Source organism: Staphylococcus sp. TCBT05 (assembly GCF_055179755.1).
On record NZ_JBUQDQ010000005.1, the window covers coordinates 297,482 to 311,015 of the forward strand.

13 protein-coding genes are annotated in these 13,534 nt (G+C 32.5%); 6 read left to right on the plus strand and 7 right to left on the minus strand.

Going from position 1 to position 13,534, the window contains the following annotated elements; translation table 11 throughout:
• Window positions 1-27 precede the first annotated feature (27 nt).
• The 4 genes from ACY191_RS01325 to ACY191_RS01340 form a co-directional block, all read right to left on the minus strand.
• The gene (locus ACY191_RS01325) at window positions 28-924 is read right to left on the minus strand and encodes a PhzF family phenazine biosynthesis protein (protein ID WP_119199052.1); all 897 of its coding nucleotides are present in this window, start codon (window positions 922-924) and stop codon (window positions 28-30) included.
• A gap of 41 nt (window positions 925-965) precedes the next feature.
• Complete coding sequence (locus ACY191_RS01330; RefSeq protein WP_042737773.1) at window positions 966-2,177, minus strand: CynX/NimT family MFS transporter; 1,212 nt, start codon at window positions 2,175-2,177, stop codon at window positions 966-968.
• 391 nt (window positions 2,178-2,568) lie between these two features.
• On the minus strand, window positions 2,569-3,816 hold the full coding sequence (locus ACY191_RS01335; RefSeq protein WP_042737924.1) for a dicarboxylate/amino acid:cation symporter: 1,248 nt from the start codon (window positions 3,814-3,816) through the stop codon (window positions 2,569-2,571).
• Window positions 3,817-4,321: 505 nt separating this feature from the next.
• Window positions 4,322-5,134 (minus strand): oxidoreductase, encoded by an 813-nt coding sequence (locus ACY191_RS01340; RefSeq protein ID WP_052495391.1) that lies wholly within the window; start codon window positions 5,132-5,134, stop codon window positions 4,322-4,324.
• A gap of 262 nt (window positions 5,135-5,396) precedes the next feature.
• Here ACY191_RS01340 and ACY191_RS01345 point away from each other — a divergent pair, with 262 nt between their 5' ends.
• From ACY191_RS01345 to ACY191_RS01370, 6 genes are all read left to right on the plus strand, one after another.
• Window positions 5,397-6,158: an SDR family oxidoreductase gene (locus ACY191_RS01345; protein WP_042737775.1), complete on the plus strand. Its 762-nt coding sequence runs from the start codon at window positions 5,397-5,399 to the stop codon at window positions 6,156-6,158.
• 90 nt (window positions 6,159-6,248) lie between these two features.
• A complete protein-coding gene (locus tag ACY191_RS01350) occupies window positions 6,249-6,566 on the plus strand; it encodes an ArsR/SmtB family transcription factor (RefSeq protein ID WP_042737776.1) in 318 nt (105 codons plus the stop codon).
• Window positions 6,567-6,631: 65 nt separating this feature from the next.
• Window positions 6,632-7,063, plus strand: coding sequence for a DMT family transporter (locus tag ACY191_RS01355; RefSeq protein WP_042737777.1), 432 nt, complete (start codon window positions 6,632-6,634; stop codon window positions 7,061-7,063).
• Window positions 7,064-7,073: 10 nt separating this feature from the next.
• Complete coding sequence (locus tag ACY191_RS01360) at window positions 7,074-7,541, plus strand: DMT family transporter (RefSeq protein ID WP_463269847.1); 468 nt, start codon at window positions 7,074-7,076, stop codon at window positions 7,539-7,541.
• A gap of 301 nt (window positions 7,542-7,842) precedes the next feature.
• Window positions 7,843-8,478: an esterase/lipase family protein gene (locus tag ACY191_RS01365; protein WP_042737779.1), complete on the plus strand. Its 636-nt coding sequence runs from the start codon at window positions 7,843-7,845 to the stop codon at window positions 8,476-8,478.
• A gap of 197 nt (window positions 8,479-8,675) precedes the next feature.
• Window positions 8,676-9,983: a TrkH family potassium uptake protein gene (locus tag ACY191_RS01370; protein ID WP_042737780.1), complete on the plus strand. Its 1,308-nt coding sequence runs from the start codon at window positions 8,676-8,678 to the stop codon at window positions 9,981-9,983.
• Between the two features lie 137 nt (window positions 9,984-10,120).
• On the opposite strand, the gene ACY191_RS01375 is transcribed toward ACY191_RS01370, so the two are convergent.
• From ACY191_RS01375 to ACY191_RS01385, 3 genes are all read right to left on the minus strand, one after another.
• Window positions 10,121-10,321: a hypothetical protein gene (locus ACY191_RS01375; RefSeq protein ID WP_042737781.1), complete on the minus strand. Its 201-nt coding sequence runs from the start codon at window positions 10,319-10,321 to the stop codon at window positions 10,121-10,123.
• A 145-nt stretch (window positions 10,322-10,466) separates the two neighbouring features.
• Complete coding sequence (locus tag ACY191_RS01380; RefSeq protein ID WP_042737782.1) at window positions 10,467-12,293, minus strand: subtype A tannase; 1,827 nt, start codon at window positions 12,291-12,293, stop codon at window positions 10,467-10,469.
• A 134-nt stretch (window positions 12,294-12,427) separates the two neighbouring features.
• The gene (locus ACY191_RS01385) at window positions 12,428-13,324 is read right to left on the minus strand and encodes a LysR family transcriptional regulator (protein ID WP_042737783.1); all 897 of its coding nucleotides are present in this window, start codon (window positions 13,322-13,324) and stop codon (window positions 12,428-12,430) included.
• Window positions 13,325-13,534 lie beyond the last annotated feature (210 nt).

The following is a 13,534-nucleotide window of genomic DNA, read 5'->3' on the forward strand; positions in this document are numbered from 1 at the left end:
AAATTTTCTGCGTTATCAACCTATGTACTAATTCAAGGTAATTTCCATAGTATTAACATACACTGCTGTTCCAGTAATTTGAACATTATAATTCTTTTCATCTCTTGTTACACTGACAATAACCCTACCATCTCTTTCTATTTCTTGCCCTTGTTCGACCACAAACTGATAGGTGTCTTGAGGCTCATGGTCAACAAATTCTGCATAATATGCTCCCATCACGCCAGAAGCTGTTCCAGTAACTGGATCTTCCACAGTTCCAGAATACGGAGATGAAAAGTGTCTACCATGCATATCTGCCTCTGCATCATAAGTTTCAAAGCATAAGGGATGAATTGATACTTTTGGCATTTCTGTTACAATATCTGGAAATTTAGCAGTTTGAGGTTTCATTTGTTGCATCACAGCTAATGACTTGACAGGAACGATGAGCGTCCACAAGCCTGTACTACCGTATACAATAGGTAAATCATCAACAATGTCTGCCTCAGTTATATTTAGTGCAGTCGCTAAATCTGCGTTTGAACCAGTGAATAATTTAAATTCTGGAACAGTTTGTTGCATTGTAATATTGATATGCTGTGTAGCATCAACTTCTAATTGAACAGCTAATATTCCTGCTTTGGTTTCAATGCGGAAATCTTTTTTGTCTGGTAATTGTCCAACTGATTTTAAAGCATATAATGTTGCCATAGTAGCATGACCACATAAATTCATTTCTTGTCCAGGTGTAAAGTACCGTATTTTAATATCAGCAGAATCAGAACTTAGTGCAAATGCGGTTTCATTAAATCCTACTTGTTGTGCGATATCTTGCATTGTTTGTTCAGACAAACCATCGGCATTTAGGACTACCCCTGCAGGATTACCTTTATTTGGTGTATTACTGAATGCATCATAATGGTGTACTTTAATTTTAGTAATGTGCCAAACACTCCTCTCAAAATAAATCATTATTAGACCAACTATTCATCTTCGATTACTTTATTTTCAGCAGCGAAGTAACCAAATACTGCAAACAGAAGTGACATCACTATTAATGAGATAATACCTATTTGCCAACCGCCACTTGCATCATAAGTAAATCCTACACAAATAGGTCCCATAGCACCAATAAAGTAACCTAATGATTGACCAAACCCTGATAAAGACACGCTACCATCGCTTGTACGAGCTCTTATTGAAAAGAATGTCATACATAAACTAAAGCATGCCCCCATTGCCAAACCGGATATGATAACACCAATAACTAGTAATATAAACGTATGACTAAATAGCAGACTAAATCCGATTAAAAATAGGAATGAAACGATAAAAACTAAAATACGCTGATCTTTCAATTTGTCTGCAATGATAGGGAAGGTAAATGTCATAGGTACTTGTGCAAATTGATTTATCATAAATAAATAACCTGCAGTCGACGGATCAATACCTCTGTCCATTAAGATAGAAGGTACCCATGCAACAACTGTGTATACAATCATTGATTGGAAGCCCATAGTGATGGCGATCATCCATGATAACTTTGATTTAAAGACATTTTTATTACAATGAGTAGTCGTTCGATTTTGTTGTTTCGTAGCTTTTTCTAAGTGGAAGACATGTACGGCTTTGGGCAGCCATAGGATAATAGCAATAATCGCTAATATAAACCAAACAGAAAGTGAGATTCTAAAACTTAGTGGTGAAATGGTTGATAAAGGGAAGCTCAAACCACCACCAATTCCGGCAGTAAAATGCATAGTGGCACTATATATACCCGTGGCAACTCCGATTTGTGTAGGAAAGTACCATTTAACAAAGCTTGGCAACAAGACATTACCAAAGGCAATACCAATGCCTAAAAGTACGGTTCCTAATAAAAAAATGTTAATGTCGCCAATCACTCGAATAATGAGTGCAACACTTAATAATAAAGTAGATAGTAAAATTGTCCTGGATACGCTCAAATGAGCTGTAACCTTTGATACTAATGGTGATACTATAGCAAATATTAGCAAAGGGATTGTAATTAATGATCCTGCCACGCTATCACTTACTTGCAACACTTTAGTTATTTCACTAACCACTGGACCTACAGAGGTTAATGGTGCACGTAAAGTAGAAGCAATAAATATAATTGCTATGATAATACCCCAATTTTCTTTTATCCTGTGTATACGATAAGTTTCGCTCATTTCATGCAACCTTTCTACGTTAAGTTTGAATTTAATAACATAAATATACATATCACTGGTGCCAGTTAATCGCTCGTCTATTTTTAATTGAATCAACTAACGTAGCAAATTATCAGCGAAATTATATTTTTTATGATATAAAATTGTTAAAAAATATATTAACGTAGTAAAAAAACGTTTTCAAACAATAGATTGTTTTGTAATTATTTAAATTAAAAAAAGTAATGGTTGTTTATTTCTCTTTCTCCTCTAGTATTTATGAATTAAAGTTCGTCTTATCTATCTCATCATCAACATTACTATATACAAAAAGGTAGCTTCCTATATTTTAGGAAACTACCTTTTTATCGATAATATATTCTGCTGGTTGCAGTAAATTTACTTAACCAAACTAAGCCTGGCCTTTCAAATATTCTTCTCCTCGTTTTTTATCATATACGCCTTCTGATTTTGCAATTACAACACTTGCCACTGAGTTACCTAATACGTTAACACATGTTCTCAACATTTCTAAGATTCTGTCCACACCAATAATTAATGCAAGTCCTTGTGGATTTAATCCGACTGATCCTAATGTTGTTAACAATACTACGATAGAGGCACCAGGCACACCTGCCATACCTTTTGAAGTTAACATCAAAGTAATCATTAAGATAATTTGTTCGCCAATACTTAAATGTACGCCGTAGAGTTGTGCAACGAATAATGCTGCAATAGATTGGTACATAGCTGCACCATCAAGGTTGAATGAGTAACCCGTTGGTAATACGAAAGATGCAATATCTCTCGGTACACCAAAGCGTTCCATTTTTCTCATAACAGTTGGCAATACCGCTTCTGAACTTGCCGTAGAAAATGCAAGCATTAGCTCGTTTTTCAATAATTTCATGATACTGACAATCTTTACACCACATAAACGTGATACGATGCCCAGTACGATGAAGATAAAGAAGAACATCGCAATAACAACTGTTAAACATAATTTAAATAATGGTATTAACGCTGAAATACCAAAAGTAATAATCGTTGTACTAATAAAAGCAAAAACAGCGATTGGTGCTAATAATAAGACCTTACCAATCATCCAGAATACAGCTTCTAATGCGCCACCTAAAAAGTCTTTAACTGGTTTCGCTTTTTCGCCAATTGCTGCCAAAGCAAGACCAAAGAACACAGAGAAAAAGATAATTGGCAATAACTCACCTGAAGATAATGCCTCAAATATATTGGTTGGAACGATATTTACTACCGTATCTATTAAATGGTTTCCATATGTACTACCTTCTGCACTTTTTGCAGTACTTTCATATTTTGAAATATCACCTTTAGGTAATAAATCTGCATTCAAACCACTACCAGGTTTAAATAAGTTCCCAAAGATTAAACCTAAAGCGATTGCAAAAGTTGTCATGAAAATAAAGTATAGTAATGTTTTACCACCATAACGTCCAATTGTCTTTGTATCACCAACGTTTGAAATAGATATTGCTAATGAACAAAATACAATCGGTACAACTATCATTTTAATTAAATTTAAAAATATATCCCCGAATGGTTGAATATAATTAATAACATCTTTGTTGCCATGTAGAATACTTCCTACAATTACCCCTAAAATTAAAGCGATGACTATTTGCATAGGCAAACTAACTTTTTTAAAAAATTTCACACTCTTCCTCCTCACAAATATTAAAAAGGAGCGCCCTTTAAAAATTCACTTCCTCAGTCATGCACATAGCTATTTGTCCTAAAAATAATAATTATGTGTTAACTCTAAAATATATAACATAAGCATACGATATGTATTTATAAAGCTTAAAAGGCGTTGCTTTTTAATAATGAAAACGTTTTTAATAAAAAGGATATACTCCCATCAAAGACTAAGTATCATTGTTAATCTTTGAAAAAAGTATATCTACAGTTTATAACTATTCAATATATTAAATTTTTCTCTACGCTTTGACTATTATATCTTGAATTTTCAATAATTCAAAGTACTTTTTATATTAAAAAGTTTTGCGAAACATATATTCATTTTCTACAAATCACTATATCTTTTAAATTAATAAATCTACATTAATGTTTATATTTACTCAAAAAACTGTTACAAAAGGATTTATCCCCCTTTTGAAATGAATTTTGACTTACATACTTCTTTGAATAATCCAGTTATATAATTTACTTGGTAAAATTTTGTTCACAAAAACTAAACATTTTGCAAATTTCCCAACAATAAATCGTTGACGTATATGTTGATGCTCAACTGTCTTAACTATACGTTTTGCTACAACAGATGGTTGTGGCAATTGGTTAGAGTTAAATTGCGTGCGCAACATGTCTGCTATAACTGCAGATTTCTTTTGATATGCGCTACCTTGCGATACTTTTGTTAAGTTATCCGCAGCGATTAACCCCCAATTTGTGTTAATACTTCCCGGTTGAATTACAACAACTTTGATACCAAACTCTTCAAGCTCTAAACGTAAGCTTGAGCTATAACCTTCTAAAGCATGTTTAGAGGCGTTATACCATGCCCCAAAATAGCTAGGCAAACGACCACTTATTGATGAGACATTAACGATTGTACCACTACGTTGTGCACGCATCGTCGGTAAAACTGCCTTAATCATTTCAGATAAACCAAATAAATTTACCTCAAACTGCTTTCTCGCTTCATCTAATTCAATATCTTCAACTGCCCCTAATGAACCATATCCTGCACTATTCACTAGGACATCTATTTTACCTTCCTTTTTTACAATTTCATTTACTACTGTATTAATTTGTTGTTGATCCGTAACATCTAATTCTACAATATGTGCATGATATGCCTTTAAGGACTGCATTTTTTCTACAGTTCTAGATCCAGCATAAACAATATAATCTTTTTTCGCTAAATACTTAGCAGTTTCATAACCAATACCACTACTCGCGCCTGTTACTAAAGCTACTTTCATTTTTCCCATTCTCCTGTTCATAATGACTTCCTGTCGTTGTGCAAACATATCATAAATTCGCATTTTTTTAAAAAGTTATATTAATCCGTCATTAAATATTTTTATTTCAGTCGTTACATAATATAAATGATTATCTCTACACTTTAATAAAATTTAAATATGCTTAACACATTCTGCTAAATTTATAAAAACTGATTATTAGAAATTCAACGTTAAACATAATATACTTTTCACACTTAATTTTTAAATAGAGGTGTTTATATTGAATATAAAAGGTAACACAATTTTAGTTACAGGTGGCGCATCAGGCATTGGTTATCAATTTTCTAAGAAATTTTACAATAATGACAATCAAATCATCGTGTGTGGTCGTAATACTGAAAAACTGACTACATTAGAAGCTGAATTTCCTGAAATCATTACCAAGCAATGTGATGTTACACATGCTGATGAAAGAGTTGCATTGTTTGAGTGGGTAACGACGCATTATCCAGATGTCAACGTTATCGTCAATAATGCAGGAATTCAAAATCGTTTCAACCTTTTAACTGCAGATGCCAAAAATGACTGGGAATCACTAAAGACGGAAATAGATATTAACTTTGATGCTACAGTCCAGTTTTCAATATTATTTGGTCAATATTTCGCTAAAAGTAATAATGAAGCTAGTATTATTAATGTTTCGTCTGGGTTAGCCTTTTCACCGATGGCAATTGCACCTATTTATTCTGCAACGAAAGCAGCGGTTAGTTCATTTTCCACTAGTTTAAGACATCAACTCTCTGAAACAAACACTAATGTTTATGAAGTCATTCCTCCAGCTGTGAATACAGACTTAGGTGGTAAAGGTATCCATACATTTGGCGCAGATCCGACAGACTTTATCAATGAAATCTTTGAAGGTTTAGTTCAAGATAAACATCACATTGGATATGGGTCGTCTAAGGAACGTCTAACAATGACGAAAGAGGAATTAGACCAAGTTACTTCAGATATGTATCAACAACTCAAAGATACGATTTAATATACTAAGTAACTACAATTATTAATGTCTGATTTATATTATTAAATTTTATGTTTGACATTTCGAAAATTATCGAATAGTATAATTCACATGGAAAATATAGTAGATGTTTTTAAAGTATTGAGTAACCGCACACGCGTAGATATTTTAATTTGGCTAAAGAACCCACTAGAACATTTTGATAAGCCTACTGCTCATCTCAATAAGAACATGAGTGAAAAAGGTGGCGTTTGTGTTGGTGACATTCAGGAAAAGGCTAATATGTCCCCATCAACCGTCTCTCATTATTTGAAAATGATGCAACAAGTGGGATTATTGGAATCAGAACGACATGGTCAATGGACATACTATAGAAGAAATGAAGCCAATATTAATCAATTAGTCAATATTATGAAAAAGGATCTTTAATATAGAGATTCTTTTTTTACGATAACAATTCGTTAATTCGCGAAATAAAGAAAAGAGGAAAGTTAATGAAGAAGTTTGTTTTTTATATCATCGCGATTGTCGCTGGTATATTTTTAAGTATTGAAGGTTCTATTTATGCTGTTTTAGGTGATCATATTGGAAAGTTGGAAAGTAGTTTATATAACTTTGCTGTTGGTTCAATCATTTTAGCAATCGCCTTATTATTTTTAGGGAAAGGGTCACTGTCTTATACCGTTAGAGCACCCAAATGGGAACTAACTGGAGGATTACTTGGGGTAGTCTACCTTACCGTCTTAGTATTTGCAATTCCTGTAATTGGTGTTGGACTTGCGATGGGTAGTGTCGTAGTTGGTCAAATGATAATGAGCGCCATTATTGAACATTACGGCTTGCTCGGCAGTGAGAAAAAGCCCCTGCGCATCGAAAAAATTATCGCGATTATATTAATGATAATCGCCTTAACATTAATATATTAGGAGGTTTATGATGCAAATATTTATAGTAATTAGTACACTCATTGCAGGTATTACGTTAAGTACACAATCAGCAGTTAATGGTTCTTTTATTAAGAAGGCTGGCACATTAGAGAGTGCATTTCTAACATTTATTACTGGTGGCTTTATTTTATTTATTATCACTTTATTCTTTGGGCATGGTAGCTTTTTAGAATTCTTTCACGCACCTAAATGGCAACTTGCTGCAGTTTGGTTTGGTGTTGGTTATTTATTCTTAACTATTGTAGCCATACCGAAAATTGGTGTTATATCTGCCAATATATCTGCCGTTATTGGACAGTTAACAATGGGGATGGTCATTGATCATTTTGGTTGGTTTGAAGGCTTAACCATTCACTTTGATGTGAAAAGAGTTGCCGCTCTAATTATTATGTTAATCGCGTTAAGATTAATATATAAAGCTGAAATTAAAAATAGTGTATATGGTGCTAAATCATAATTATTAGTGCTTTTTCTATATTAAAAATGGAATGCTATGATTAATAAAAGAACTATAACTTTCGTATGAATTACTCCCCTTATATAAGCAGTAAAAACAAATATTTATGGCTACCTTATATTTATAATATGAGCGTAGCCATTTTTTAATGTAATTCTTTAATATTCAAATATTTAAACTGCTTTTTTTATTCTAAAACTATATCTATAAATAATTAACAATTTTTTAATAAAAATTATATTGATATTCTTTAATTTTAATTTTATTATTATCTTAAATATAGATTTAGGAGATATAGGATATGAAAAAAATAATAATAACTTTTGTTTTAAGTGTCTTACTTACATTTTCAGCGTTAACTAGCTTTACCCCTAATACTGAAGCAGCTACAACAAAGCATAACCCTGTCGTCTTTGTACACGGTATTGGTGGCAGTGCATCAAATTTCTATGGCATTAAAAATTATTTGGCTTCTCAAGGGTGGGACCGAAATCAATTCTATGCGGTGGAATTCTACAATAAACAAGGATCTAATTCTACAAATGGGCCTCAACTAAAAAGATATATCGATAGTGTGTTACAAAAAACTGGTGCTAAAAAAGTTGATATCGTCGCACACAGCATGGGTGGCGCAAATACAATGTATTTCATCAAAAACTTAGGTGGAGAAACTAAAGTATCTAATGTCGTAACTTTAGCAGGTGCAAATGGTTTAACTACAAATCAAGCAATTAATGGTCCTGGAGAAGACAATAAGATTAAATATACTTCTATTTATAGCCTTTCAGATGGTGTGGTTGCTGCAAACCTTTCATACTTAAACGGTGGTAAGAATATTCGTCTTCCAGGCATTACACACCTTCAATTTTTATATAATAATCAAGTCAATCAATATATTAAAGATGGATTAAACGGTGGCGGCACAAGTTTAAATTAATCTATAAACTATTTATTGTGCAATACAGTACAACACTTTCGTCGATTATTCACTTAGCAGTGATGATCCTCGAAGGTGTTTTTTATTATTAAGCTACATTAGAAAATACTATTTTAAAATAAAGTTGAAATAATACTTGCTATAAATAAATTATAGGCGTACTATCCTATATATCTATTAAAACAAGGTGATTAAAGTTGAAAAATGTTACTCAATTAACTTATTTATATTTATCACTATTTTTAACGACTACAGTAATTGGTTCCCTACTGTTATATTTACCTGTAACCGGTAAGAAGCCAATATCATTAATCGATGCTTTTTTTGTCGCTAGTAGCGCGTTCACGGTAACTGGACTCTCTACCGTTGATGTACCGAAACAATTTAATGCCTTAGGAGAAACCATCATTATGCTCCTCATACAAATCGGAGGAATAGGAATTGTAACGCTATCGATATTTGTACTGATCTTAAGTCGTAAAAAAATCACATATAATGAACGTAGTTTATTAATGATTACATGGAACAGTGATAAAAATGCTAGTTTATTAAAGTTAACGATCCAAATGATCGCATTTGCATTTGGCGTAGAGTTCTTAGGATTCTTAATGTTAAATTTAGTATTTATACCAGATTACGGTTTAGCCCGTGGTAGTTTCATCAGTTTATTCACATCCGTTTCTGCATTTAATAATGCTGGATTTTCACTGTTTTCAGATAATCTTATGTCCTATAGTGGTAATCCAATGATTAACATCATTGTACCCGCACTTATTATTTTCGGTGGAATAGGTTATATCGTTATCTTAGATGTTGTTAAAACTCGTAAAATCACCAAGCTAAAATTACACACTAAAATTGTACTCGTGTCGACATTTACATTGATTGTTGGTGGTACTATTGCATTTTGGTTATTAGAGTATCATCATGTACTCAAAGGCTCTAGCGTTCATGAACAGTTATTCAAATCATTCTTCCAGTCGGTCTCTACACGTACTGCTGGATTTAACTCTGTCGATATGAGTAAGATTACGAATCCGACTATTCTCGTGTTTATCGTACTGATGTTTATCGGGGCTGCACCAATGAGTTCTGCTGGTGGTATCAAAGTGACAACTTTCACAGTTATTCTCGTTTACATTTATTCACGAATGATGGGCATTGAACATCCACAAATTTTCAAACGGTCTTTACTCAAACATCAAGTAAACAATGCCATATTAATATTTGTTTTAGGTATGTTTTCAATTGGTATCGCAACATTTATTATTACCATTGCCGAACCCCATATTCCCTTTATAAAATTGTTATTTGAAGTGGTTTCAGCATTTGGTACAGTTGGATTATCGACAGGTATCACTGCCGATCTTTCTACGATTTCTAAAATTGTAATTATTTGCGTAATGATTCTTGGAAAGGTTGGATTGTTCATTTTATTATCAATTTTCCAAGCACCAAAAGTAGAATCATCATACTATTATGCTAAAGAAGAAATACAAATGTAATTATAAGGTGACGTGCTAGCTAACTACCGGCAATTTAAAAAAGGCTAATCGAGGAAATTAATCTCTCGATTAGCCTTTTTACTAATGATGTTTGTTTATCAGTCATAAACCTTTGTGTAATCTGATATCGTTAATATTTATGCTTTATGCTTTAAATAGCTATATACTGCAATTACAATAGCAGCCGTTGATAAAGCGAATAATGGAATCACATAGAAAATCTTACCTTTAGCTTGATTTTGTTCAAGCTCTTGTATACGTAAAGCATGAATTTCTAATTCTTCTCTAGAATCCATATAATCGTCTTTGATATTATATTGTTGGTTTTTCTTTTTCATAACTTTCATCCCCTTTAATCCTCGTTCTTAAATTATATAGATTAAATGAAAATTTGCAAGTTTATATTAAATAAGAACTTATTCTGAAAAAAGGTTAAATTCCACCTATAATATCTCTCATATTGTGCCTCTTTAAGTAAATCCACTATTTTTTATTTACTTTTTTAACCCAATTAATAAAGTTTGTCTCAGGGTCTCCTGAAGTTTCAGCCATTGTGTGTTGTTTATCCCAAATTGTTTTAAAATCAACATGCCCTTTTCCAACTATTTGTTTTAAAGCTAAAGCTAAGTTCGTTTCTACATTAAGTGATGTATCACCTTGTTGAATACCTGTTCTAATTCTCCAATTTTTAGCTACATTGGATTTTCCATAGCCACTATACGCATCTGATAAATAATACATTGGATTATACATATTTTGTCTTGTCGCAATAGATGATCCCAATGCATCCTTTTTCGTTAAATCATCTTTATATGCTTTAGCGTATTTAGCTTTCCAACCACTTAATTTACTATATTCTGTTTTGTTCTTTGTTAAGAGTTGAGCAACAGTCTTATCGAAATGTAACTTACTATTATTTCCAGACGTACCAAATACTTCGTTCTCAGCTTGACTCTTATTTAAATCGTCAAATGCAGGTACATTTTTTGTTGGTTTTTTATAATATTTAGCGAAATCCTTCAAGCTAGTAATATGTGCTTGCTTGGTTTTCTTATTATAAGTAATCCATTTTCCTTTTTTATTCAAGGATTTTAAATAGTCATCCATTGTTTTATAGGTCTTACTTGTTTGTTGACCCATCATTTGTGGCATTTTTTTATTTTGCTTTTGTCCTTCACTTGGCATTGTCATACCAGCTTGCTGACTATTACTTTGTTTATATGGGAATTTCGTATTATTTAAAAATTCTGTCGCCGATTTTTCTATTTCTTTTTTCATATATTTTACATATGAACCGTTAGTATATTCACCATTTTTAGATTTTTTCAATGTTAATTGCTTATTGCCATCTTTTAGATTTAATTTATTTAAATATTTACCATAACTTGCTGCTAAATCAGTAGATAATTGACCAATAAATGTATTATCTTTTCTTTTACCTGAATTAGAATATTGGCCCATATTCCATTCATATGCTGCATCTGCTTGATCTAAACTTGTTATTGGACACCAAGCCATTGCGCCATCTATTTTATCACTGATGTATTTACCATCTTTATCTGTCATAGCAGCACCGATTTTTTTCAGATATTTGTAATATAATTTACTGTCTCCGGAAGCACCCATAATTGAACTTTGTGCTCCTCCTCCACTATGGCCAAATGTATAAACTTTAGTACTATTACCAGGTAAAGCATTACTATTAAATCGATAGTAACGTACCGCTGCTTTCAAATCTGTCACACCCCAAGGCGCGCCAATTTCATAATCCACTTTTTGTTTACTAGATTGCTGGTCACCCATAGACATGCTACGACCTCTTAATCCTGCTTGAACATAGATAAAGCCAGATTTCATATATTTTGAAATCGTACTATAACTATATGATTCTGGAGCACTTTGCGCGGCATAACCTGGTGTGTTTACTGGATAAACGATCGGTGCCGTCTTTGCTGTATAACCTTTAACTTTATTAGTCTTATTAACCGTGACTGTATAGTTACCCTTATTATTCTTCTTACCATTAAAGTAAGCTGCAGGAACATAAATACCCATCTTTTCGACATCTTTAGCTTGTGGCTTAGTGACGTAACTCACATTCAATTGATAGTATACTTTATGTTTACTATCATACTTCCACTTCGTATTATCTATTTTTAATTTCGATGTTGCTTGATTGTAGTTTTTTATTTTCACTTTTGAAGTATCGACACTATTATTAGACTGCTTTTTAGATTGTTGTCCATCATGAGAACTACATCCTGCTAACAACAGAGTCGCACTTAACACAGAAATAATTATTTTTTTCATTTGTTGCCTCCTTAAACATTTTGAAATTAAAATTAATCATAAAATATTTATGGAAGCATTATCAATTCAACTTTGCATGCAAATTCATTCTATATTGGAATTAACAGACCATTCTCTATGGCATTATTATACAGTTATTCATTTTCAGAAGTAGCTGTACTCTCTAATTTAGCTAAATTAATAAACGCTGCAATCCCATCATTTATAGTGACATGGTCATGCACAGTCATATTGATATATGTCGTGATATTGGGTTCAAAAGGTATAATCTTAATACAATCATCTGCAAAGTAACGTGCCTGTTGCTCCATGATTAACGCCACGCCTTCACCAATATGTGCCATTTCTAATAAATTTTCTATACGTGGTGCAGTAAAGGAAATCATTGGATAAAATTGCTCGCGCTTACACAGTGAAAGAAACAATTCATGTTCTAAAGTAAAATCCGGTGTCATGTATAATTCAATATCTTTAAGCATATTTAACGATATTTCAGATTCTGCAGCAAATGCATGTGATTTATCTACTACAGCACATAGACGTTCTTGTACATAAGTATAACTGTATTCTCCAATTGCAGGTGTCCGCTCTCTTAGAAAGCTAATATCAATACGTCCCTCTTCAATCATTTGATGTAAGTCTGGTTCAAATCCTTCATGTACCTTAAATCTTAAATTTGGATGTGCTTTCATTGTTTCAGAGACGATTTCAGTAATTCCATATTCAATCATTACACGCGACGTTCCTAAATTAATTGAAGTAATTTCCGATGCTGTCTGTTGCTGTAAATGTTCTTGCATTTCCTGATGATTTTGTACAATTAACTGTGCATAATGTAAAAATAATTCTCCCGCTTCAGTCAATTTAATCTGCTTGTTGCTACGATCTATGAGTTGATAGCCGCATTCATTTTCTAAAGCAACAATATGTTTCGATAACGTAGATTGCGCAATGTAAAGTGATTGTGAAGCTTTAAAGTAATTCTTGTACTGAGCTAATATTATAAATTCATTAAGATGTGCAATTTCCATAATCTATTCACCTTACCAATCTGTTTATAATTTTATTCTATTTTATATGTAATATAGGCAATTCGCCAACGTACTCCCCATTAACTAAAAAAAAGTATTGTTGCAGCATTATAAATTCGAATTCAAATAGTAAGAGAGCTAGCCCGTTATTACAGACTAGCTCTCGTATATTGAGCATAGGCTTTTACGACCAAAGCTCACGAATTTATA